The sequence below is a fragment of the Kosakonia oryzendophytica genome (assembly GCF_900094925.1).
Lineage (GTDB): Bacteria > Pseudomonadota > Gammaproteobacteria > Enterobacterales > Enterobacteriaceae > Kosakonia > Kosakonia oryzendophytica.
In genome coordinates, this window is record NZ_FMAY01000001.1 from 465,853 (window position 1) to 487,693 (window position 21,841).

Annotated in this window: 21 protein-coding genes and 2 tRNA genes; 9 read left to right on the forward strand and 14 right to left on the reverse strand. The window is 55.2% G+C overall.

Translation table 11 applies throughout. The features are described 5' to 3' along the window. Positions 1-9: 9 nt before the first annotated feature. Positions 10-85, reverse strand: a tRNA-Ala gene (locus GA0061071_RS02175). Between the two features lie 41 nt (positions 86-126). After that, positions 127-202, reverse strand: a tRNA-Ala gene (locus GA0061071_RS02180). A gap of 219 nt (positions 203-421) precedes the next feature. Here GA0061071_RS02180 and GA0061071_RS02185 point away from each other — a divergent pair. Continuing rightward, the gene (locus tag GA0061071_RS02185) at positions 422-781 is read left to right on the forward strand and encodes a YfeC-like transcriptional regulator (RefSeq protein WP_061493849.1); all 360 of its coding nucleotides are present in this window, start codon (positions 422-424) and stop codon (positions 779-781) included. 1 nt (position 782) lies between these two features. Next, the gene (locus GA0061071_RS02190) at positions 783-1,178 is read left to right on the forward strand and encodes a YfeC-like transcriptional regulator (RefSeq protein WP_088238149.1); all 396 of its coding nucleotides are present in this window, start codon (positions 783-785) and stop codon (positions 1,176-1,178) included. Between the two features lie 41 nt (positions 1,179-1,219). Here GA0061071_RS02190 and GA0061071_RS02195 read toward each other — a convergent pair whose 3' ends face one another. After that, the gene (locus GA0061071_RS02195; protein ID WP_061493847.1) at positions 1,220-1,561 is read right to left on the reverse strand and encodes a RamA family antibiotic efflux transcriptional regulator; all 342 of its coding nucleotides are present in this window, start codon (positions 1,559-1,561) and stop codon (positions 1,220-1,222) included. Between the two features lie 38 nt (positions 1,562-1,599). Then, positions 1,600-2,715: an MBL fold metallo-hydrolase gene (locus GA0061071_RS02200; RefSeq protein WP_167352620.1), complete on the reverse strand. Its 1,116-nt coding sequence runs from the start codon at positions 2,713-2,715 to the stop codon at positions 1,600-1,602. Positions 2,716-2,890: 175 nt separating this feature from the next. On the opposite strand from GA0061071_RS02200, the gene GA0061071_RS02205 reads away from it, so the two are divergent. Beyond that, entirely contained in the window at positions 2,891-3,481 is a 591-nt protein-coding gene (locus GA0061071_RS02205) for a TetR/AcrR family transcriptional regulator (RefSeq protein ID WP_061493845.1), read from the forward strand. Beyond that, a complete protein-coding gene (locus GA0061071_RS02210) occupies positions 3,471-3,836 on the forward strand; it encodes an MmcQ/YjbR family DNA-binding protein (RefSeq protein ID WP_061493844.1) in 366 nt (121 codons plus the stop codon). The genes GA0061071_RS02205 and GA0061071_RS02210 overlap by 11 nt, the downstream gene beginning before the upstream one ends. On the opposite strand, the gene GA0061071_RS02215 is transcribed toward GA0061071_RS02210, so the two are convergent. Then, positions 3,833-4,705: a helix-turn-helix transcriptional regulator gene (locus GA0061071_RS02215; RefSeq protein ID WP_061499836.1), complete on the reverse strand. Its 873-nt coding sequence runs from the start codon at positions 4,703-4,705 to the stop codon at positions 3,833-3,835. The genes GA0061071_RS02210 and GA0061071_RS02215 overlap by 4 nt on opposite strands. A gap of 108 nt (positions 4,706-4,813) precedes the next feature. Here GA0061071_RS02215 and GA0061071_RS02220 point away from each other — a divergent pair, with 108 nt between their 5' ends. Next, positions 4,814-6,238 carry an MFS transporter gene (locus tag GA0061071_RS02220; RefSeq protein ID WP_088238151.1) on the forward strand — a complete coding sequence of 475 codons (1,425 nt, stop codon included), beginning with the start codon at positions 4,814-4,816 and terminating at the stop codon, positions 6,236-6,238. Positions 6,239-6,297: 59 nt separating this feature from the next. After that, positions 6,298-7,095: a PhzF family phenazine biosynthesis protein gene (locus tag GA0061071_RS02225; RefSeq protein WP_088238152.1), complete on the forward strand. Its 798-nt coding sequence runs from the start codon at positions 6,298-6,300 to the stop codon at positions 7,093-7,095. Here the strand turns inward: GA0061071_RS02225 and GA0061071_RS02230 are convergent. Together GA0061071_RS02230 and pheP are read right to left on the reverse strand one after the other, a co-directional pair. Continuing rightward, entirely contained in the window at positions 7,084-7,953 is an 870-nt protein-coding gene (locus GA0061071_RS02230) for a DMT family transporter (protein ID WP_061493841.1), read from the reverse strand. The genes GA0061071_RS02225 and GA0061071_RS02230 overlap by 12 nt on opposite strands. A 126-nt stretch (positions 7,954-8,079) precedes the next feature. Beyond that, positions 8,080-9,477 (reverse strand): phenylalanine transporter, encoded by a 1,398-nt coding sequence (gene pheP / locus GA0061071_RS02235; protein ID WP_061493840.1) that lies wholly within the window; start codon positions 9,475-9,477, stop codon positions 8,080-8,082. 285 nt (positions 9,478-9,762) lie between these two features. Between pheP and GA0061071_RS02240 the strand changes: the two genes are divergently transcribed. Then, on the forward strand, positions 9,763-10,149 hold the full coding sequence (locus GA0061071_RS02240) for a VOC family protein (protein WP_088238153.1): 387 nt from the start codon (positions 9,763-9,765) through the stop codon (positions 10,147-10,149). Positions 10,150-10,191: 42 nt separating this feature from the next. Here GA0061071_RS02240 and GA0061071_RS02245 read toward each other — a convergent pair whose 3' ends face one another. The 3 genes from GA0061071_RS02245 to GA0061071_RS02255 all read right to left on the reverse strand — a co-directional run bounded on the left by GA0061071_RS02245 (position 10,192) and on the right by GA0061071_RS02255 (position 13,538). After that, positions 10,192-12,132 carry a methyl-accepting chemotaxis protein gene (locus GA0061071_RS02245; RefSeq protein WP_061493839.1) on the reverse strand — a complete coding sequence of 647 codons (1,941 nt, stop codon included), beginning with the start codon at positions 12,130-12,132 and terminating at the stop codon, positions 10,192-10,194. Between the two features lie 302 nt (positions 12,133-12,434). Next, positions 12,435-12,695, reverse strand: a complete 261-nt coding sequence (locus tag GA0061071_RS02250; protein ID WP_061493838.1) for a DUF2534 family protein — start codon at positions 12,693-12,695, stop codon at positions 12,435-12,437. Positions 12,696-13,013: 318 nt separating this feature from the next. Then, positions 13,014-13,538: a GNAT family N-acetyltransferase gene (locus GA0061071_RS02255; RefSeq protein ID WP_088238154.1), complete on the reverse strand. Its 525-nt coding sequence runs from the start codon at positions 13,536-13,538 to the stop codon at positions 13,014-13,016. Between the two features lie 96 nt (positions 13,539-13,634). On the opposite strand from GA0061071_RS02255, the gene GA0061071_RS02260 reads away from it, so the two are divergent. Beyond that, on the forward strand, positions 13,635-14,489 hold the full coding sequence (locus tag GA0061071_RS02260; protein WP_061493836.1) for a LysR family transcriptional regulator: 855 nt from the start codon (positions 13,635-13,637) through the stop codon (positions 14,487-14,489). A 71-nt stretch (positions 14,490-14,560) separates the two neighbouring features. On the opposite strand, the gene GA0061071_RS02265 is transcribed toward GA0061071_RS02260, so the two are convergent. The 4 genes from GA0061071_RS02265 to betC form a co-directional block, all read right to left on the reverse strand. Then, complete coding sequence (locus GA0061071_RS02265) at positions 14,561-16,771, reverse strand: TonB-dependent receptor (RefSeq protein ID WP_088238155.1); 2,211 nt, start codon at positions 16,769-16,771, stop codon at positions 14,561-14,563. A gap of 50 nt (positions 16,772-16,821) precedes the next feature. Continuing rightward, positions 16,822-17,907: a YncE family protein gene (locus tag GA0061071_RS02270; RefSeq protein ID WP_088238156.1), complete on the reverse strand. Its 1,086-nt coding sequence runs from the start codon at positions 17,905-17,907 to the stop codon at positions 16,822-16,824. Between the two features lie 317 nt (positions 17,908-18,224). Further along, positions 18,225-19,169 carry a choline ABC transporter substrate-binding protein gene (gene choX, locus GA0061071_RS02275; protein WP_088238157.1) on the reverse strand — a complete coding sequence of 315 codons (945 nt, stop codon included), beginning with the start codon at positions 19,167-19,169 and terminating at the stop codon, positions 18,225-18,227. Between the two features lie 2 nt (positions 19,170-19,171). Next, on the reverse strand, positions 19,172-20,713 hold the full coding sequence (gene betC, locus GA0061071_RS02280; protein ID WP_088238158.1) for a choline-sulfatase: 1,542 nt from the start codon (positions 20,711-20,713) through the stop codon (positions 19,172-19,174). Between the two features lie 105 nt (positions 20,714-20,818). Here betC and GA0061071_RS02285 point away from each other — a divergent pair, with 105 nt between their 5' ends. Further along, the gene (locus GA0061071_RS02285) at positions 20,819-21,748 is read left to right on the forward strand and encodes a LysR substrate-binding domain-containing protein (protein ID WP_088238159.1); all 930 of its coding nucleotides are present in this window, start codon (positions 20,819-20,821) and stop codon (positions 21,746-21,748) included. Positions 21,749-21,841 lie beyond the last annotated feature (93 nt).

Below are 21,841 nucleotides of genomic sequence, written 5' to 3' on the forward strand. Positions count from 1 at the left end.
TTGAGATTTTGGTGGAGCTAAGCGGGATCGAACCGCTGACCTCTTGCATGCCATGCAAGCGCTCTCCCAGCTGAGCTATAGCCCCACAATGTTTCTTTACGCGCCAAATCCGTTGGGTGCGGAATTTGGTGGAGCTAAGCGGGATCGAACCGCTGACCTCTTGCATGCCATGCAAGCGCTCTCCCAGCTGAGCTATAGCCCCATTGCGTAAAGCGTGTCGTGTTGACGGGCGGCATAATATGAATTCCCTTGCCAGGTGTCAACGGCAAAATCTCTCCGCCTTATTCAATCGCTGAAAAAGCATGCAAATGAAAGACATTGCGCGCCTGGTCGCAACCAGTAGTTAAACCTGTCACATTTTCCTGTTAAATGGTGCTATAACATAAGTCATTAATTACCCTTACAACCACTCGGGAATTACATGCTCAAGGAACGAATGACCCCAGACGAGTTGGCAAGCCTCACCGGTTACAGCCGCCAGACAATCAATAAATGGGTGCGCAAAGAGGGATGGGTAACGTCCCCCAAACCTGGCGTACAAGGCGGAAAAGCCCGCCTGGTCCATGTGAACGAACAGGTTCGCGCTTTTATTCTCAGTGCCCAACGTCCGGAAGAACACACCGTTTCCGGCGCTATGTCGCACGACACATCCCTCGAAATGTTGCTTATCACGCTGGTGAAAGAGATGACCGACACCGAGCAAAAGCAATTCTCCTCTCTGTTAATACGTGACGGTATTACCGGGTTATTACAACGCCTGGGTATCCGCGAACAGAAATAAGATGATGAAACTAGCCAGCAAAATGACCACCGAAGAGTTAGCGGATTTTATCGGCGTCGCAAAGCAGACCGTGAATCGCTGGATCCGTGAACAAGGTTGGCAAACCGAAAATTTACCCGGTGTAAAAGGTGGGCGCGCCAGACTTATCCATATCAATAAAGATGTGCGCAACTTTATTATGAAAACGCCCACCATGCGCCAGCGAACCACCTCCTATTCCATCGCCGAGCCTTCCGTACCGTATGGCGCAGCAGAAAGCGCCCCACTGCGGGAAATCATGAAGGTTCTGAATAATATGACCCCCGACGAGCAGCACCAGCTTGCGCTATTACTGGCGCGTGAAGGCATTTGCGGTTTCTTAAACCGGCTGGGTATTGCGCAAACCGTGGAGGAGTAAAAAAAACCGGCTCAAAGTAGCCGGTTTTTTATCACTGACCATCAGTGCGTGTGCTGATGATTCTCACGCCGGTAAGCTCCCGGTGGCAGATTGAACGTGCGGGTAAAAATACGCGTGAAGGTTTGCTGCGAATCAAAGCCATATTTCAGGCAAATGTCGTAAACCCTCTGATCGGTATCGCGTAAATCCCGGGCTGCAAGCGAGAGTTTACGCTCGCGGATATAACGCCCTAAACTCTCTCCTTTGTACTGCAAGAAAAGCCGCTGCAAATGCCATTTGGAATAGCCCGCATGCGCTGCAATATCATCAATACGCAATGGTTGATGGAGATTGTCGTCGATCCACTCGACGATGGTGTCGATAACCTGAGCGGAAATAGTCATACTGCGCTCCCCCTCTGCTCTTCGATTAGTAAACGGGTTTATTCCCACCAGGCGCGAAAGCGTTGCGCGCTGTCAGCTGCAAACACAGGCTCGCCCAGTCTCGGTGTCAGTAAGCGATAACTTTTGCCAAGGCTCGCTGCCGCCAGCCGTTTGTAGGGATCATCCCAGGTATGTTTTGCCAACACAAAACGCCCCGCGTGGCCCGGCAGAACCGCACGTGCATTAAGCTCCTGCGCCGCTTGTGCGGCCTCTTCCGGCATCATATGTATGTACTTCCAATCCTCGTCATACTGGCCGTTTTCCATAATGGCGACGTCCACTGCGCCAAAGTGTTCGCCTATGGCTTTAAAATGCGGGCCATAGCCGGTATCCCCGCTGTAGTAGACCTTGCGTTCCGATGTCACGAACATAAAGCTCGCCCACAGCGTCTGGTTACGCTTCAGACCACGTCCGGAGAAGTGTCGCGCAGGCAGCACATGCACGGTGAGATCATCACTGATGGCCACTTTCTGCTGCCAGTCCGCTTCCTCAATAATTGCCGGATCCATCCCCCAGTAACGCAGGTGAGACCCCACGCCAAGCGGCGTCACCACGCGTTTAATTTTGGGCATCAGCGCTTTGATTGTGGCGTAATCCAGATGGTCGTAATGGTCATGAGAAATAATCAGCAGATCGATTTCGGGCATGCTTTGTGCCGTCCACGCCTCATTGCCTGCAAACGCTTTATTGAGGAACGAAAACGGTGCTGCATAGTCGCTCAGAACCGGATCGATAAGAATGCGTTTACCCGCCAGTTGCAGATACCAGGAGGAGTGTCCCATCCACACCAGGGTATCCTCTGCCAAGGGCAGACTGGCAAGATCGGTGTGCACTATCGGTAAGGGTTGTTGCGGGCGCGCGTTTTCGCGTTTAGTCACTAAAAAGTCCCACCACGCGGCCAGCATATTTTTCTTTCCGGTAAAGCCCGGCGTAGGCAACGTGTTCTGGAATTTGCCATCGTGATAATTCGGCGATTTTTCGACTGCCGTCAGTTGCTCACCCTGCGGCAACTGACCAAAACCGGCACTCAGAACAAACGGTAAACTTGCGGCGGACGCAACGAGCATAACAAGAACCACGCTGAGAATGAGACGCTTCATATCCTTACCCGACAAAATCGATCCTTTCCCTGGATACGACGCTGGTTAAACTTGATTATGAGTGAGTAAGCACTCATTATAGAGGGGAGCAATAAACCGTCAAGATGATTTTTTATTTGACATCCGACGTTGCAGCGTTACAGAGGGCGTGTTTCAATCGTGGTTTTTATAGCGTGAGAGGAAAAGTGGAGTGGCTCGTCCAAAGAGTGAAGACAAAAAAATGGCGTTACTGGAAGCGGCAACCAAAGCGATTGCAGAGTCAGGGATCGCGGCCTCAACCGCGTTAATAGCCCGTAATGCGGGCGTCGCTGAAGGCACGCTGTTTCGCTACTTCGCCACCAAGGACGATTTGCTGAATGCGCTTTACCTGCACCTGAAAACCGATCTCTGCGGTACCATGCTCGACAACCTCGATCGCACCATCAGCGATCCGAAAGAGCATACGCACTCTATCTGGAACAGTTATATCGACTGGGGCATTCGCCACCCTTGCGGCCACCAGGCTGTACGCCAGATCGCGGTGAGCGAAAAACTCACCCCGGAAACCAAACAACAGGTGACAGACATCTTCCCGGAACTCCATGAACTTTGTCATCGTTCGGTGCTGCCCATCTTTTTAGACGGCGAGTTTGCCCCCTTCGGCGATGCCATCTTCCTGTCGATGGCGGATACCACCATTACCTTTGCCGGCCGCGACCCTTCCCGCATGAAAGAGATCAAACGCCTCGGTTTTGAAGCGATGTGGCGTGCACTGGCGTCAGAGGAAAAAGATGGACAGTAAAACCCTGCAGGCCACTGCCCATCGCCTTGCACTGGCGTTGCCCTTTACCGAGCACTGCTGGCCTTTCGGCCCGGAGCATGATGTGTTCAAAGTGTGCGGTAAGATTTTTATGATGACCACCACCGCCCACGGCAGGCCGATGGTGACGATGAAGGCGGAGCCGCAAATGTCGCTGCTCAACCAGCAAATTTACCCCAGCATTGAGCCGGGATACCACATGAACAAGAAACACTGGATTTCGGTGTTTGCCGGTGAGGAGATCGACGAGTCGCTGCTCGCCTCGCTGATTCAGGCCTCATGGGATCGAGTAGTGGACGGCTTACCGCGTAAAGATCAAAAACGTCTGCGCCCTTAAGCGTTTGCCGCCAGCCATTTCAGCGCGTGTTCGCCCTGTTCATCCACCGGCAGGTAGACCAGCAGGCGCGAACCATTACGCGGCGCAGAAAACCAGTACATCTGCTGAAGCGTAAACTCACCCAGTTGCGGATGAACAAACTGCTTCAGTTTATTTTCCACTCCGCGCACATCCAGATATTTGTGCCACAAGGCTTCAAACTCAGCGGAGGCCGCACAAAAGCGCGCCAGTTTGGTTTCCCACAATGGGTCGCCACGGTGTTCCGCCATTGCCGCGCGAAAATAGGCGACAAAGGTTTGCAACACGCTTTCATGCTGACCCAGACGGCTACGCCACTGCGGATGGGTCAGATAGAGGTAAATACAGTTGCGGTCTTCTTCTGCCATTTCGCCGAAATTCACGCCCATCAGGCGCTCAAAAGCGACGTTCCACGCGACAATATCAAAGTTGGTTTTCTGAATACTGGCAGGCTGTGGCAACAGGCTATCCAGCAAACGACGCGTCCCTTCGCTGATCCCTTCGCACTGCGGCGCGTTGAGCGCCTCTGCTGGCGTCAGTCCTGCCAGTAAAAACAGATGTCGCGTTTCCGTCGGCGAGCACTGCAATGCGCTGGCGACCGCCTGCAAGACACTGGCGGAAGGGTTCATCTCTCTGCCCTGCTCCAGCCAGGTGTACCAGGTGACACCCACATCAGCCAGTAACGCAACCTCTTCCCGGCGCAGGCCTGGCGTACGGCGACGTCCGCTGCGCGGCAATCCCAGCCGCTGCGGATCCAGACTTTCCCGGCGCGCACGCAAAAATGCGCCCAGTTGTTTACGGTTCTCTTCCTGAACCGTCAGTACGGGTTGCCGTTCCGCCATTAACGTCATAAACACCTCCAGCAGGGTAGTGCCAGTACCAGTATGGGCAAGAACTGGTACCCGTTTATTCAATCAGCGATGCTACGTCTATCTGATGAATGACGCAATGGAGTTACCATGAATACGTCTGCTGTTTCACCTGGCCGGGCCGGTCTGATCCTGCTGTTAACAGGGCAGATGCTGCCACTTATCGACACCTCCATTACCAACGTGGCGCTCGACTCCATTACGCTGTCGCTGCATACCTCCGCCACCCAGTTAGCGTTGATTGTGGCGCTATATGGCGTCGCCTTTGCGGTTTGTCTGGCCATGGGGAGCAAACTGGGCGACAACCTTGGGCGCAGGCGCGTGTTCTTATGGGGCGTGACGCTGTTCGGTATTGCGTCTCTCTTGTGCGGGCTGGCGGATTCCATCTCTGCGCTCCTGGCGGCCCGCACGCTGCAAGGCATGGGCGCGGCGCTGATCGTGCCACAGATCCTCGCCACGTTGCATGTCACGTTAAAAGGCACCGCGCATGCCCGCGCCATCAGCCTGTACGGTGGCATTGGCGGCGTCGCCTTTATTATCGGTCAGATGGGCGGGGGCTGGCTGGTTTCGGCGGATATCGCCGGACTGGGCTGGCGCAACGCCTTTTTTATCAATGTGCCGATTTGCCTGTTGGTGCTGGCGCTCAGCCACCGCTATATCCCGGAAACCCGCAATGAAACACGCTCGCGTATCGACTGGCATGGCACGATCGCACTGGCGCTGATCCTCTGCTGCCTGCTGTTCCCGCTGGCGCTCGGTCCGGAGTTACACTGGCCATGGCCCACGCAGGTCGCATTGCTGGCACTTTTCCCACTGGTTTTGTGGATGCGCGCCAGCGCACTGCAACAACAGCGTGCTGGCCTGACGCCCCTGCTGCCGCCGCGACTGCTTAAACTGCACAGCATCCGTTTTGGTTTATTGATCGCCCTTCTCTTCTTTAGCGCCTGGTCCGGGTTTATGTTTTGCATGGCGCTCACTTTGCAGGCTGGCATGGGGATGACGCCATCGCACTCCGGCAACAGTTTTGTTGCCCTTGGCATCGCCTATTTTGTCTCAGCCTGGTATGCCCCCAAACTGATTGCGCGTTACAGCATGCGAACGATTCTGCTCACCGGGTTAGCGGTTCAGGTCGCCGGGTTACTGGCTCTGATAGCAACCTTGCAGCTTTCCGGCCAATGGGTGGGCGCACTGGCACTGGCCCCCTCTACGGTGTTGATTGGTTACGGTCAGGCGTTGATTGTGAACAGTTTCTATCGCATTGGTATGCGCGATCTCACCGCCAGTGACGCTGGCGCAGGCAGCGCGCTGCTCAGCACATTGCAGCAGGCGACGTTAGGGCTTGGGCCTGCACTGCTCGGTGGATTGTTTTTGCATCTCGTCGGGCAGTCGCACGGCAATTACAGCACTGCGATGAGCGGTTTTCTGGCAACGGAAGTGTTGATGATGCTCATGCTGGCCGTGGCGGCTATTGGTGCGCGCCGCCAGTTAGCGCCGCGCTGCCCGGCGAACTCATAACTACCCGCTCCGTTGAAAACAGGATAATGTTATATCTTTGTTATTAAAGGGAGCACACGGTGAAACTCGATATCTACCAGGTGGATGCGTTCAGCGCGCGTCCTTTTTCCGGCAACCCGGCAGCGGTTTGTATTACGCCGCATGGACTGGATGCTGCGTTAATGCAGCAAATTGCCGACGAAATGGCGGTGTCAGAGACAGCATTCTTCAACCTTGCAGATAACAACCTGCGCTGGTTTACACCGCTGGCGGAAGTGGAACTCTGTGGGCATGCCACACTTGCGACAGCACATGTGCTGCATCAGACCGGGCGACTTGCGGCAGGGGCAACGGTCACCTTTCAAACCCTTTCCGGCCCGCTGTCAGCAAGCGTGGTTCGCCGCGGTATTCAGCTTGATTTCCCACTGCTAACCCCGCAAATGGATAGTGCTCCGCCGCAGGCTTTACTGAATGCGCTTGGGCTTTCATCCGCCCAGGTCTGCGATTACGGTACCTTTGGCGCAAAACAACTGGTCGTGGTGAGCGACGCGCAAAGGGTGCGCACGCTGAGCGTCGATTTTCAGGCGCTCCGCGCCTTGTCTGGTCGTGGCGTGGTGGTCACTGCTCCCGGCGAGGGTGAGTACGATCTGCTGTCGCGTTATTTTGCTCCATGGGTGGGGGTCGATGAAGATCCGGTCACCGGCTCCGCGCACTGTGCCCTTGCGGCATACTGGTCGGCCCGGTTGGGTAAGCGCTCGCTTACCGCTTACCAGGCCTCGCGTCGCGGCGGTGTACTGACTCTGGAGCAAACAGCGAATGACCGCGTGTTGATGACCGGCGCGGCGCATACCGTCCTGGCTGGCACACTACAACTTTGACGGCAGCCGCGCGACCATACGCCAGCGGAACCAAATCTGTGCCAGCAGGATCAACACCCCGCCGATAATTTTTTGCAGCGGCAAACGCTCACCGTACCACAAGGACGCGGCAATGACCGTCAGCAGCGGCTCCAGCACCATAATGATGGCAGCACTGGCGACGGCAGCGTATTTCTGACCTTGCAACTGCAGCGCAAAACGCAGACTGGTGGCAATAAAAATACTCGCCACCAGCCACATCCCGGTGGCGGCCGTCAGGGGTTGTGTCCACGCCTCAAACAACGCGGAAATCGCTAACCCGGCAATGCCGGTTACCGCCAGTTGCACGGCGGTCAGCGGCAACAGCGGCACTTCTCTGGCGCAGCGGCTGGTGTAACAGAAGTTAATTGACTGCACGAACGCAGTGAGCAGAAACCAGCCCTGGCTGGGGTGAAACGTAATCGGCGTATGCAGGCTAAGTAGTGCAAGGCCGATAATCGCCACCGGCAAACACTCCCAGTACGCTCGCGCGGGACGGGTATTCATCATCGCCCACGCCACCAGCGGCACAAACAGCATCGACAGGCTCATGATAAATGCCCCTTCGCCCAACGATGGCGTGGTCGACACTGACCAAATCCACAAGCAGAGGTTAAGCGCCATCCAGAAACCGCTGATCAACACCTGGCGCAGTTTCGCCAGCGGAATGCGTTGTTTAAGGCAGAAAGGCAGCAGCACCAGCGCCGCGCCAAAAAAACGCAGGCCGAGAAAAGCAAAAACCGGCATGCCGGAAATCGCCTCACGCGAAAAAATCCAGCCACAGGCGGCGATAAGGGTGGTGAGAACCAGTAACAGGTCGGCTTGTCGTTGCCGGGTCATGCCATAACTCCTGAAGCCATAAAAACGCCAGCGCGAACGGCTGGCGACATCATTGTATGCATCATGCCTGAAAAATCAGGCACTGGCCTGGAAAATTCCCGCCGGGTGAGGCGGGAACAGAGAGGATTAGGCGCGGGTACCTGAACGACGCAGCAGTTTAAAAGCCGCGAAAAGAAACAGGATCCACAGCGGCAACAGCACCGCCGACAAGCGCATATCCTCAATGGTGTACATCAGCACCAGGATCAGCAACATGAAACCGATACACAGATAGTTTCCCGCTGGAAAGAGCAGTGCTTTGAACTGCGGATCGCGCCCTTTGCGCCGCATGGCAGCACGAAACTTCAGGTGCGCCAGCGAGATCATGATCCAGTTCAGCAGCAGCGTCGCCACCACCAGCGCCATCAGCATACCAAACGCTTTCTGCGGCAGCAGGTAGTTCACCAGCACCACGAATGAGGTGATAGCGCCGGAGAGAAACAGGGAATTCACCGGCACACCGCGACGGCTCACGCGCGTCAGAAAGGCGGGAGCATTCCCCTGCACCGAGAGGCCAAACAGCATGCGGCTGTTGGAGTAAACACCGCTGTTATAAACCGACAGCGACGCCACAAGAATGACGAAATTAAGCGCAGATGCTACCAGGTTACTGTCCAAATCATGAAAAATCATCACAAAAGGACTGCTATTCGCTTTGACATCAATCCAAGGATAGAGCGCCAGCAACACCACCAGCGACCCGATATAAAACAGCAGAATACGGTACACCACCTGGTTGACTGCTTTGGGAATGGTGGTATGCGGCTCGCTGGCTTCCGCCGCAGTAATACCGATCAGCTCAAGCCCACCGAAGGAGAACATAATCACCGCCAGCGACAGGATCAAACCGTGCCAACCGGTGGCGAAGAAGCCGTTATAGCGCCAGAGGTTATCAATGCTGGCGCGCTCACCGCCGTGGCCGGAGAACAGCATCCACAGGCCAAAACCAATCATACCGATGATCGCCAGCACTTTGATCAGGGCAAACCAGAACTCTGTTTCGCCATACAGACGCACGTTAACCAGGTTAACCGCATTGATGATGACAAAGAAAGCAGCAGCCCAGACCCAGGTCGGCACCTCCGGGAACCAGTACTGCATATAGATCCCGGCGGCGGTCAGTTCCGCCATGCCCACCAGCACAAACATCGCCCAGTAGTTCCAGCCGGAAAGGAAACCGGCGAACGGCCCCCAATATTTGAATGCAAAATGGGAAAACGAGCCGGATACTGGCTCTTCCACCACCATTTCGCCAAGCTGGCGCATAATCAGAAAGGCGATAATCCCGGCAATGCCATAGCCCAACAATACTGCCGGTCCGGCCATCTGAATAGCCGGGCCAATGCCAAGAAATAATCCGGTGCCAATCGCGCCGCCCAGCGCAATTAACTGAATATGACGATTCTTCAAACCCCGTTGTAATGTCGGCGCTGTTTCCGACGCGGCATCGGTGATATTACCCGCTGCCTGAGACGCGTTTTTCACGTCCTTCCCCTTTGTGTTTTATTGAAGGGGCACCTTTTAACATCTCAGGTCAGGCCTGGCAAGAAATGGCGCTGCCGCCCCGTCATGCAAGAACGAAAATTCCGCTGAGGTTGAGTTGTTGGCGAACCACTGCAGGTGTCATTCGAGAAAACTTGCACAACCGAGCAAATAAAAACTACTATTAATAGCCACAACTGAACACAATCAAGCAAAATCGAGCAATCAATACTGTTCGGCCAGCCGCAACGTTTGTCACCGCGGTTATCACGTTTTGGGAGGAAGATCTTGAACATTGCACACGTGGCGCTTTGGACGCGCCATATCGAAGCGCAGCGCACATTCTGGCGCGACTTTTTTTCCGCCACCAGCAACGAGAAATACGTCAGTAAAAATCGTGCTGGTTTCGAATCTTACTTTATCTCGCTGGCGCACGGTCCCACCATCGAACTGATGACGCTGCCTGAGCTGGCGAACGCACCGGCAAATCCGGAATTCGTCGGCTGGGCGCATATTGCTATCGCCGTGGGTAATGTCGAACAGGTGGATAAGATGGCGCAAAAAGCCCACCAGCAAGGGCGGCTGGCAAGCCCGGCCCGTTGGACTGGCGATGGGTTCTATGAAGCGGTGATCACCGACCCGGATGGCAACAGGATCGAACTGGTCGCAGAATAATGAGCAACAGGGAGCCCGGCAATCCGGACTCCCTGCACTGCCTTACACGTGCAAGCGGAACTGCTGCACGCTCTGCGCCAGTTGTTCGGCCTGTTCTTCCAGCGACGTCGCCGCGGCGGTCATCTGCTGAACCAGGGAGGCGTTCTGTTGCGTTACGCCATCCATCTCGTTCACCGCGATAGTGACCTGACCAATGCCTTTGGCCTGCTCATCCGAGGCACTCACGATCTCACTGATGATCGACTGCACGGAGTTCACCGCCTGCGTCATCTCCTGCATGGTTTTACCGGCATCGTTCACCAGTTGTACCCCGGCTTCTACCCGCTTACTGGACTCCTCAATCAGCGCGCCGATATCTTTGACCGCATCGGCGCTGCGCTGCGCCAGGTTACGTACTTCAGACGCCACCACAGCAAATCCACGGCCCTGTTCACCCGCGCGCGCCGCTTCAACGGCAGCGTTAAGCGCCAGGATGTTGGTCTGGAAAGCAATGCTGTTAATGATTGCCGTGATGTCGCCGATTTTCTTCGCACTGTCGTCGATTTGCGCCATGGTATCCACCACCTGACCGACCAGCGCTTCACCGCGGCTGGCGATTTTGGTGGCGTTAGCGGTGAGCGCCGTCGCATTGTGCGCGTTTTCGGCGTTATGTTTCACCGTGGCGCTGAACTGCTCCATGCTGGCTGCCGTCTGCTCCAGCGCCGCGGCTTGCTGCTCGGTGCGTGAAGAGAGGTTAATATTACCGCTGACAATCTCGCCCGCCCCCTGACGTACTGAATCGCTGGCGTCTTTAATTTTCCCGACAATACTTCGCAGTTGATCCTGCATGGTGTGCAGTGCATAAAACAGGCTGCTGCGGTCACCCGGTTTAACCTCGATGAGGTTATCAAGCTTGCCGTCAGCGACCGCCAGCGCAATGTTGGCACCTTCCGCCGGCTCACCGCCAATGGGTTTGAGCACTTTGCGGCTAAAGACCAGCCCCAGCAACACACTGACCAGCAGGATGCTGATCACGCCGAGAATAACGGCATTCATCAGTTGACGGTTCGCTGCCGCCATGACCTGACTGACCGGCGCGACCACACCCAGATACCAGCTATCCGTCCCCTCGCCCAGCGAAACAGGCTGCCAGGTGATTAACGTTTTTTCACCGAGGATAGGATCGTCCTGTTCCACCACCTCACTGCTGTAGTTATCGGTCTTACCGGGGTAAGGCTTACTGGTCAGTTTCTTATCCGGGTAGGAAATGACTTTACCCGCTGTCGAGAGCAGCACCGCATAGCCGCCCCCTTCCCAAGGTTTAATTTCGTTCACTTTCTGCTGCAAAGAGGCCAGCGAAATATCGGACGTCACCACTGCATGCAGCTTGCCATCTCTGATGATCGGCGCGGCAACAGAGGTTAACAAGGTTGGCACGCCGTTATAGGCATAGCTATAGGGTTCAATCAACGTATCTTTTTGGCTCTTCTGCGGCAGCAGGTAGTAATCTCCCTGGCCTGGCGTAAAGATCGATGTCAGCGGATGCAAGTTGTACTCGCCGGACTGACCATGATCGACAAAGAAGGCATAGCGCCCTTTTGGCGCCTGACCCGGTTTATCCGCGAATTCCGCATCCCGTCCGTCGTAGGCGTTTTCTTCGAAAATGACCGAAATAGAAAGATAGTCAGGATTGTCATGCAGTGCCGATTCCAGCAGTTTGTCTGCCACTTTACGATCGGTAATGCCGGCTTCCGGAAGGGCAATCATGCTGTGGCCCAGGTTATGCGCCACGTCGCGCGCATAGCTCAGTTGCTGCTGGATTTTCAACGCTTCGCTTTGCGCGATTTTTTGCAGATATTTTTCTGCGAGACTTTTTTGTTCACTGCTGGACTGCCAGCTCAGAACGCCGATGGTCACAACGAAACCAAGGGTGATGGTGATGGCGCCCGTCAGCAGCATTTGCGCGCGGGTGCTCATTTTTTTGGACGCTAATTGTTTGGCCATTACCGCTCTCCTGGAGTCAGCCTGCTACATCATCATGGTCCTTTCAACATGGGCTCCCTTGTAAAAGGGCTATCGGCGTCAGTTTTTTGATCTTTAATTGTTAACAAGACCATTTTACTGGCGTAAAAACGCGCACCATTTCCCAAAATCAGCAGGCTGACAGCGGAGAAAGGTGTAGTGAGAGTTAACAAATCGGCAACTAAAAATTAAATCAGTGTTTTATGCTGCAAGAGAAGTGAGGAACTATTTTTAAAGGCTGTGAGCATGCAAACAGCCCTGACTTATCGCCAGGGCGAGACAATTTAACCGCGATCGTCTTTTGGGCCGAGGAAGTAAAAACCAAACGGCAGCGAACCGATAATGGTGAACATCAGACTGTAAATGGCAACCCAGGCGCCCTGCATAATGAACATTGAGGTCGTCCACTGCGCCATCGGCAGATTGTACTGATCTTCCACCCCCTGGAAGGTCACTTTCGAAATGACGCTCACCGCAATCAGAAAGACGATAACGACCGCAACGATGAACTTTTTCCCCTCGCGGGTACGCAGTTTTTCCAGCATATACCCCTCCTGTTATGTGGCATTTCCGTGCCGCGAGTGTAACCGATCTGCTGTTTAATTGTTGTGAATTATTCAAATAACTCGTGTAAATTCCGGGAAACGATAACCGGTTAACAACCGCATATACTACGGCTTTACAGCATCAATAAGGAGAAAACAACGCGTAAGGACATCCCGATACGCTGTTTTCCCTTTTCACTTTTTGTGTTGTGCAAATCCGCTAATGACTGGCGCGTCCTGCTGCTAAAGCGCTTAACTGGGTAGGCGAACATTTTGCTGAGCGCCCCCCTCTGCGTTACTGAAAATGCCCGTTTCGCCTTAGATCGTCTGTGGCAACGTATTATCGCCCTCCCCCAACGGGCGCTGCATCAACACCGTATCCAGCCAGCGCCCGTGTTTCATGCCCACACTTTTCAGCGTGCCGATGACGGTAAACCCGGCGCGCGCATGCAGCCGCAATGATCCTTCATTTTCGCTATTACCAATGTTGGCGATCAGTTGTCGGTAACCGTGCTGTTCCGCCCAGGCCACCGCCTGCGACAGTAAGGCTATCCCGGCCCCCTGCTGGCGAAACGTGTCATCCACATAGACCGAATCTTCCAGCGTGTACTGGTAGGCATGCCGTTCGCGGTAACGCGAAAGATAGCAGTAGCCCCGTACGCGCCCTTCATGCACGGCGACATACCACGGCAGCCCGGCATGACGCGTTTTCTCAAGCCTCTGGCGCATCTCTGCCCTGGCCGGCGGCTCGGTTTCAAACGAGGCGACCCCGCAGGTCACATGATGCGCGTAAATTTGTGTGATCGCGCTTAGGTGTTGTTCTTGTGCTTCAATAATGTCCATAATCCAGCTCCCGTCAGGCGTGTTCACCACGCTACCTGTAATGCGGCAAAACAGGCACCGGGTTGTACTTATCACCCCTATAAGGAAAAGTTTGCGATGTCCCATTTCAGCCTCGACCAACTCGCTACTTACAAGCTGGTGATCGCCCGGGGAAGTTTTACCGGAGCGGCGGAAGTGCTGGGGATTTCGCAACCGGCTGTCAGCCTGCAAATACGCCAACTGGAGCAGGCGCTGCAAACCCGCCTGATTGAGCGCTCCGGGCGCGGTATCCGCCCAACGGCGGCGGGCGAGACCTTTCTTGCACACTGCGCGCACATTGAGAATGCCGTCACCACGGCGATCCAGTCCGTTGCCATCTATCAGCAGGCCATTAGCGGTCACGTGACGATTGGCACAGGCGCAACGACCTGTATTCACTTGTTGCCTCCGGTACTGCAACAACTGCGCGAGGACTTTCCGTTGCTGACCGTGGGCGTTCGTACCGGCAACACCAGCGATATTCTCCGCGCCGTCGAGGAGAACCGGGTGGATATCGGGCTGGTGACCATGCCAGCCAGCGGTCGCAACCTTGCCATCTCGCCGCTGTTTAACGAATCCTTTGTCGCCATCACCGCAGAAGGCCAGCCCCGGCAGGCATTACCGCTGATTGTGTTTGAGTCCGGTAGCAGTACCCGCCAACTGATTGATGAATGGCTGCTGGACAAGGGTGAGCATGCCGCGCCGGTCATGGAGCTCGGCAGTATTGAGGCCATTAAACGCATGGTGCGCGCCGGGCTGGGTTACAGCATCGTGCCGGACGTCGCGGTACAAACTGAGGAAGACCGTCTGGGTTTACGTGTCACACCATTACAGCCGCCTTTACAACGCACACTGGCGCTGGTGATGCGCCAGGACAAAGTGGTAACGCGCGGAATGACGGAAGTGCTCAACGGTTTAAAAAGGCGGGTATAACACCCGCCCCTGATTCAGCAATCGTCGAGGCCGGATACGCGCAGCGCCATGCGGCGCAATACCCCGCAGGCTTAGAAGTCGTAGCTCATCGACACTTTCAGCGCCCGCGCCTCACCTTGATAAATATAGGTGCCGTTGTCTTCGACGCTGGCCCAGTATTTCTCGTTGGTGACGTTATCCACGCCGACGCGCCAGACCATTTCGTTCTTCTCTGCATTCAGGTGCATGCGGTAACGCATGCCCAGATCGAGCGTGGTATAGCTGTCGAGTTTCTTGGTGTTGGCGTTGTTGGCATACTGCGAACCGGTGTAGTTCACTCTCGCGGTCGCTGTCAGGCCATCAATCGGTTTGATGTCATACTCCGCACCGAGCACGCCATAGAATTTCGCCACACCGATGGGCCGGTTGCCCTGGTTGATGCCATCTTTGGTTTTGGTCAGCTCGGCATCCAGCCAGGTGGCACTGCCGTTCAGACGCAGCCCGAGCACCGGCTCGCCGAACACATTCAGCTCAACGCCACGGTTACGCTGCTCGCCATCCAGCGCGTAAATATTGGTGGTGCTGTCCTGAATCCCCACCGGCTTTTTGATGTCAAACAGCGCCAGCGTGCCGCCGATGCGGCCAAAGTCCGTTTTTACCCCCACTTCGTTCTGTTTCGAGTGCGCAATGCCAACACTTTCATACTTGTTGGCAGCGGTTTTCGGTGCCACGCTGCCCGGTTGTAGTGCTTCGGTATGGTTGGCGTAGAACGACACCGTTTCCCAGGGTTTATAGACAATCCCGTAAGTTGGCATCCAGCGTTGCTGGGTGTAACGCGCGGTGGTGGTCTCCGCCCCGGTGGCATTGCTGTAGTTACGCACCCACAATTTCTGGTAACGCGTACCCGCCGTAAACAACAGGGTGTCGTCCAGCACGCCCAGCGTATCGCTCAGGGTATAGCCCTGCGAACGGTAGCGTGCGGTGGTGAGTGGATCAAAATAGTTACCGCCAAACGAGGCATTATCCGGCTTTGTCACCGCCGCGCTGTTGTAAAGGTTGACCGTCGGGTTGGTCGCCGAATCAGACATCCGCCAGGCGATGTTTTCGCGTTTAATATTGGCAGAGTAGCCCAGGTTCACTTTATGGGAGATAAAACCGGTGTCAAAGTTACCCCGTACACCGCCCATGCCACTCCAGGAGTCACTGATACGGTTAGTATCGAGACGGCTAAAGGTTGCATCGCCTTGATCGTTATATAACTTTGGTGCGCCATAGGTGCCCATTTCATGGGCATGTTGACCACCGAACGCCGCATACGCGGTCCAGTCATCGGTCAGATCGTATTCCGCGCGAGCCAGGCCATATTCGTTTTCGATATCGCTATAGGCCCACTGCTGACTGTAATTTTTACGCGTGTCAGGAACAGAGGGAATAAAGTCCACCGCGCTGATGTTGACGCCCATTTCGCCGCCGTGGAAGGTCTTCTTCTGGTAACCGAGATCCAGCGAACTGCGAAAACGATCGCCACGGTAATCAAGACCGAGCGAGGCGGCGGTGGTACGGCGGTGATCATCTTTTACCGTTGCATCGCCTTCGCGGTGCAACAGATTCATGCGCACGCCAAACTGGTTGTTATCACCATAGCGACGACCGAGATCCAGCGCTCCCCCCAACTGTGAACGTGTGGAATAATCCACACCAACACGGGTGATCGGTGCGTCTTCCGCATGCTTCGGTTCAAGGTTAATCATCCCGCCCACACCAGATGACGCCGAGCCGTTCATCAGCGCATTCGAGCCTTTAAAGATTTCGACACGTTCCAGCATCTGGGTATCAACCACCTGGCGTGGCACAATCCCTGCCAGACCGCCCATCATCATGTCGTCGCCATCCAGCTCGAACCCACGAATGCGGTAGGTTTCGGCAAAGTTGCCGTATCCCTGTCCGACCTGAACGCCCGCATCGTTGCTCACCACATCGGCAACGGTTTTCGCTTGCTGATCCTGAACCAGCTTCGAGGTATAGCCGATCACGTTAAACGGCACATCCATCGCCTTTTGTTCACCCAGCACGCCAAGACGCCCGCCGTGTGCAACCTGGCCGTCCAGATAGGCCGGAACCAGTTCGCTGCCGCCAGGTTTAAAATCGCTGTTTGCCGACTGAACAACGATGGTCTCTTCCTTCGTTTGGGTGGTGTTGGCCTCGGTGGTTGCGGCCTGCACGGTGTGCGCGGCAGCACCGATGGCCAGCGCAAGCAATGTCTTGCGCAAAGGGGTGTATGTCTTGTTGCTGTTATTCATCATCGACTCATCGTGAAACGTGTGAAAAACGGCCCGTTGCCGGGCCGGGTTAATTACGGATTCAGGGAAATACGAGCAACGCTGTCCGGCCCGTTAGTAGAGTGATCTTTATTGAATGCCTGTTTGACGGTGACATACAGCGACTGTCCGTCGGCAGAGAGCAGCAGGCTGTTCGGGTGCGGCGGCAAATCCCAGCTCTGTTTTACCGCGTAGCTGGTCGCGTCAAGGCTCAGCACTTTGCCGGATTCACGCTGGCTGATGTAAATCTCATGGCGTTTCGGGTTGAACTTCACCGCCAGCGCATCACCATCAATCTGTTTCAGCACCTTGCCACTGTGGATATCCAGTACCAGCGTGGTTTTCGCTTTGGCATTGTCGGTCACAAACAGGCGCCCCGTTTCGCTATCTTCGGCAATATTCAGCAGCAGAGCCGGTTTCTCACCGAGCGGTTTCCAGCGCTGCTCGATACGGTTATTGCGCAGGTTCACCACGAGGATTTCGCCGCCGCCATTTGCTACATACAGACGCTGGGTTTGATCAGAGAAATGCAGCCCGGTCACCCATTTACCCGCGTTTTTGATGCGCGCCTTGAGCTTCAGGGTTTTCGCGTCAACGACCCACACCAGCGCCGGATCGGCAACAGCGCCAATATACAAGCTGCCGTTATGCAGCAAAATTTCGCGCGCGCCGTACGGCAAACCTTTTTCGTTGCGTTCCGGGAACAGCGTACGAGACAGCACCTTGCCATTGCGGGTATCAATAGCGCTCACACCGCCGTCCAGTGAGTTGGTGACATAGACAGTGTTGCCGTCCGCAGAGATAGCCATACCAAAGTTTTTCAGATCGGTATGGGTCGCGCCGAGGGTTTTCAACGTGGTCGGATCCAGTTTGTAGACCACTCCGCCCTGCACATCTTTAAATCCTTCCGCGCTGGATACATACAGCGCATCACCTTGCGGGCTGAGCGCCATTTCGTACAGACCACTCGCCAGGTCGCGTTGTTGCACGTTGACCGCTGACGCAGCAACAGGGGGTTTTGGCGCATCTACCGCTGGTTGTGCAGACGTGGTGCTATGGGCGCTGCAACCGGCAAGTGCCAGCGCCGCCAGCAGTGGCAGCGCAGAAGTTTTTATTTTCATCGGGTGGATCCTTTACCGTTAATGTCATTAAGGCAGGCGAGTCGCGGCGTCGCGCCTGAAGAGCGCGATCGTTATTCATAAAGGCAGGTTTTAGCCCGGCGCAGCTCGCCACTGCTTTTCAGTGTCCCTGTAAGCGCTAACGCCTACTGTTATTGCGGAAAACGTCCTTGCTGCGCCCACAAACACTAAAGAGAATGAGAACTATACGCATTCTTTTATATCAGGCAAGCACTATTGTCTTCTTCGGGTGTCGCGGGGGAGTGAGCACGAAGCGAAAGCGCCGGGCAAGATTATTCCCGGCGCGGAATAACGGGGAATTACAGACCCAGCGCTTTTTCAACAGCAGGTTGTCCCGGCTGCCCGTCACGGGTAGTCACGCCTTCAAGCCAGCTTTTTAACAGCTCAGGACGCTTAGCCAGCTCCGCTTTCGCTGCCGCCTGCGCCGTTTCCTGCTTGTCCAGCACGCGGCCAATCACCGCATTCTCTATAGCCACATCAAATTTCAGCTGACTGAAGAAGCGGCCGGCATTCGGGCAATCACGGGCAAAATCGTTGCGTGTGACGGTATTCACCGTTGCACTGCCGTAGTTCGCGCCAAAGTACGCATCGCCGCCGCTAAGATAGGCCAGTTTGAAGTGTGTATTCATGGCATGCGGCTCCCAGCCCAAAAAGACGATCCACGCTTTACGCTCGACCGCGCGCGTTACCTGCGCCAGCATGCCGCTCTCGCTGGACTCCACCAGTTGCCAGTTTTGCAGGCCAAAATCCTGTTTCTCGATCATCTTCTTCAGGTTCTGGTTAGCGGGTGCACCAGGGGCGATGCCGTAGATCGTGTGGTTAAATTTCGCCGCGTACTTTTGCAGGTCGGCGAAATCCTTCACCCCCGCAGCAGCAACATAATCCGGTACCGCCAGCGTAAAACGCGCAGCAGGCAGGTTCGCCCCCACCACCTTAATCGCGCCGTCGGCCGTAAATTTGCTGATAACCGGCTCCTGCGCCGGCATCCAGTTGCCGAGGAACACATCCACCTGGCCGGTTTTCAGCCCCTGAAAGGCCAGCGCCACAGAGAGGTTCTGGACTTTTTGCTGGTAACCCAGCGCGTTCAGCACCACGCCGGAAAGCGCGTTGGTGGCGGCGATATCGGTCCAGCCGGGATCGGCCTGGGTAATGGTCGCACAGCGGGCGTCATCTGCGGCGATACTGCTCAGTGAAAATCCGCCAGCCAAAGCCAGCAGTACGAGTTTGCTCACGGTGTTGTTCATTGTTATTTTCCTGCCGGTTGTTTTAAAGGACGCGGATAACGGGCAAAAGCTTCCTGTTCATCCAGCGTTTGATGATTGCGAATGTAGCGTTGCGATGCGGCCTGATGCGGTTGAAAGTCCCATTCCGGAATCGCATGCTGCCCGGCTATACGCGTTAAAAAGAGCCGCCGCTGCTGGCTCGCCAGCACTTGTTCACGCAACCCGGAGACGTCCCAATGAGCATCGGCTTCGGCGGCAAACGCCGCGGCAACCTGCTGGTAAGCCTTCTCCGCCACCAGATTGACGCGTTCATGGGGATCGTTATGCAGATGAAAAAGTTGCGGCGCGTCGCTAAAGGAATAGACATATTTCCACGGCCCACGACGGATCATGAGCATCGGCCCCAGCGCACCTTCAGCCAGGTACTCGCTGTAAACGCCATCCGGCCCCGGTTCACCACGCAAATGCGGCATCAGGCTGTGACCATCCAGCGGGGCAATCGCCCGCACATTACCCTCTTCGCCACTCGCCAGTTCGATAAGCGTAGGCAGTAAGTCCACCAGAGAAACGCTCTGCGCAATACGCCGGGGGGCAAAGCGTGCCGGGTTATGCACAATAAAAGGGATATGTACGGCGTTTTCAAAAAAGGTCATCTTGTACCAGAGATCGCGCTCGCCCAGCATTTCGCCATGATCGGCCACCACCAGCACCACGGTGTTTTCCGCCAGGCCGGTCTCCTGCAACGTCGATATGATCTCGCCAAAGCAATCATCCACATAGGCCAGTGCCCCATAGTAAGCGTGCCGCGCACGGCGAATATGTTCATCGCTGAGCAACCCCTCTTCCAGTTGATACATGGCCCGCAAGCGCGCGGAATGCGCATCGTCTTCGACATCTTCCCGGCGCGTTTGCGGCAGATCGACATCGGCATCGTTAAAGCGCTCAAGGTAGCGACGAGGAATGGCAAACGGATCGTGCGGATGGGTCAGCGACAGCAGCAACATAAAAGGCTGCTCCTGCGGGCGACGGGCTGCGTCATACAGCCGCTGGCGCGCCAGAAACAGCGCTTCATCATCAAAATCGAGCTGATTGGTGCGCACGCACTCCCCGGCGTCCAGCACCGAACTCATGTTGTGATACCAGTCAAGGCGGCGCTCCGGACGCTGCCAGTCCGGCGTCCAGCCAAAATCCGCCGGGTAGATATCGGTGGTCAGGCGCTCGTCAAAACCATGCAGTTGATCCGGGCCGCAGAAGTGCATCTTGCCGGAGAGCCAGGTGCGATAGCCCTGCTCACGTAGGTAGTGACACAGTGTGGGCGAATCGGCATGAAATTCGGCGGCATTATCATAGACGGCGTTGCGGGAAATAAATTGACCGGTCATCAGCGACGCACGCGACGGTGCGCAAAGCGGGCTATTGCAATACGCAGATTCAAATACCACGCCTTCATCCGCCAATTTATCTATATTCGGTGTCAGACTGACCTTATTACCATACGTTTTTAAGGCGCTGGCGGTTAACTGATCGGCCATCAGAATAACGATATTCGGTTTATTTATAAGCATGCGACGTCCAAAAATAAGATATTCACAAAAAACGTGTTACGTTTATCTCACGCATATTTAGCCCTGTGAAGGGGTTATTTATTTATCATGAAATAAGGTGGATTTATGGCAGACAAATTACAACTTCCGCCTTTACAGGCATTAGTGGTATTTGAAGCGGCGGCGCGCTTAGGCAATTTTACCGCTGCCGGAAATGAGCTTGGACTTTCCCAACCTGCAGTCAGTCAGCGTATTCAGGCGCTGGAAAGCCGGCTCAATGCGCCATTATTTGAGAGGCGGCACCGCGGCGTACAGTTAACCGAAGCAGGCCACAGTCTGTACCTGATTGTCCGCAGCAGTTTGAACGATATCAGCGAGCAACTGGAGCGTACCCGCCGCAAGCGCAATGTGCTGCGTATCGACACCGATATGGGTTTTGCCAGTTACTGGTTGCTGCCACGGATGGAGCGTCTGCAGGCACTGATCCCCGGCGTGGAGGTACAGGTCACCACCTCGCCGAATGACTACAACTTTCGCGACAGCAATGCGGATCTGGCCATCTATTTTGGTCAGGGAAACTGGCCAGCAACCCAGACACAGCGCCTGTTCCCGGAGGTGGTTTTTCCGGTGTGCAATCAGGAGATTAAACAGGCACTGGGTCAGCACAACCGGGCGGAAGCCTTGCTGTCGCACCCGTTATTAAAACTGCCGGAGACCCATCCACAACGCTGGATAACCTGGGAGGACTGGTTTCACCAGCAGCAGATTTATGGCCAGAGCCACAGCGCATCGCGCACCTTTAATGCCTATTCGCTGGTGATCCAGGCGGCACTCGAAGGCCAGGGCATCGCGCTGGGCTGGCAACCGCTGATTACGCCATTTATCCAGAACCAGCAACTGGTCCAGTGTGGCCAGCAAGTGCGTACTGAGCGCGGTTATTATCTTATTTCCGCCAGCAATAAACCGGCATCGGTTCAGCAGGAAAAAATAAAAGCGTGGTTATTAGATGAGGCCTGGGGTTTTCATGAGCAGGCAACGCCCATTAGCGTAATATAAATAAGCTAATGCGTAAAAAGCATATCGGGAAAGTGAAAATTAATTCTCCCCCAGATTCTTTTACGCTAGTGTGTATCAGCACTCCTGAAATAA

What these genes read in the sequence shown, in the direction of transcription:
- GA0061071_RS02210 (WP_061493844.1), top strand. Translation starts at nt 3,471, where the DNA reads ATGGACAGTAAAACCCTGCAGGCCACTGCCCATCGCCTTGCACTGGCG.
- GA0061071_RS02215 (WP_061499836.1), bottom strand. Translation starts at nt 4,705, where the DNA reads ATGACGTTAATGGCGGAACGGCAACCCGTACTGACGGTTCAGGAAGAG.
- GA0061071_RS02270 (WP_088238156.1), bottom strand. Translation starts at nt 17,907, where the DNA reads ATGAAAATAAAAACTTCTGCGCTGCCACTGCTGGCGGCGCTGGCACTT.
- choX (WP_088238157.1), bottom strand. Translation starts at nt 19,169, where the DNA reads ATGAACAACACCGTGAGCAAACTCGTACTGCTGGCTTTGGCTGGCGGA.
- GA0061071_RS02190 (WP_088238149.1), top strand. Translation starts at nt 783, where the DNA reads ATGATGAAACTAGCCAGCAAAATGACCACCGAAGAGTTAGCGGATTTT.
- GA0061071_RS02250 (WP_061493838.1), bottom strand. Translation starts at nt 12,695, where the DNA reads ATGCTGGAAAAACTGCGTACCCGCGAGGGGAAAAAGTTCATCGTTGCG.
- GA0061071_RS02220 (WP_088238151.1), top strand. Translation starts at nt 4,814, where the DNA reads ATGAATACGTCTGCTGTTTCACCTGGCCGGGCCGGTCTGATCCTGCTG.
- GA0061071_RS02285 (WP_088238159.1), top strand. Translation starts at nt 20,819, where the DNA reads ATGGCAGACAAATTACAACTTCCGCCTTTACAGGCATTAGTGGTATTT.
- GA0061071_RS02230 (WP_061493841.1), bottom strand. Translation starts at nt 7,953, where the DNA reads ATGACCCGGCAACGACAAGCCGACCTGTTACTGGTTCTCACCACCCTT.
- GA0061071_RS02265 (WP_088238155.1), bottom strand. Translation starts at nt 16,771, where the DNA reads ATGATGAATAACAGCAACAAGACATACACCCCTTTGCGCAAGACATTG.
- GA0061071_RS02245 (WP_061493839.1), bottom strand. Translation starts at nt 12,132, where the DNA reads ATGGCCAAACAATTAGCGTCCAAAAAAATGAGCACCCGCGCGCAAATG.
- GA0061071_RS02195 (WP_061493847.1), bottom strand. Translation starts at nt 1,561, where the DNA reads ATGACTATTTCCGCTCAGGTTATCGACACCATCGTCGAGTGGATCGAC.
- betC (WP_088238158.1), bottom strand. Translation starts at nt 20,713, where the DNA reads ATGCTTATAAATAAACCGAATATCGTTATTCTGATGGCCGATCAGTTA.
- GA0061071_RS02260 (WP_061493836.1), top strand. Translation starts at nt 13,635, where the DNA reads ATGTCCCATTTCAGCCTCGACCAACTCGCTACTTACAAGCTGGTGATC.
- GA0061071_RS02255 (WP_088238154.1), bottom strand. Translation starts at nt 13,538, where the DNA reads ATGGACATTATTGAAGCACAAGAACAACACCTAAGCGCGATCACACAA.
- GA0061071_RS02185 (WP_061493849.1), top strand. Translation starts at nt 422, where the DNA reads ATGCTCAAGGAACGAATGACCCCAGACGAGTTGGCAAGCCTCACCGGT.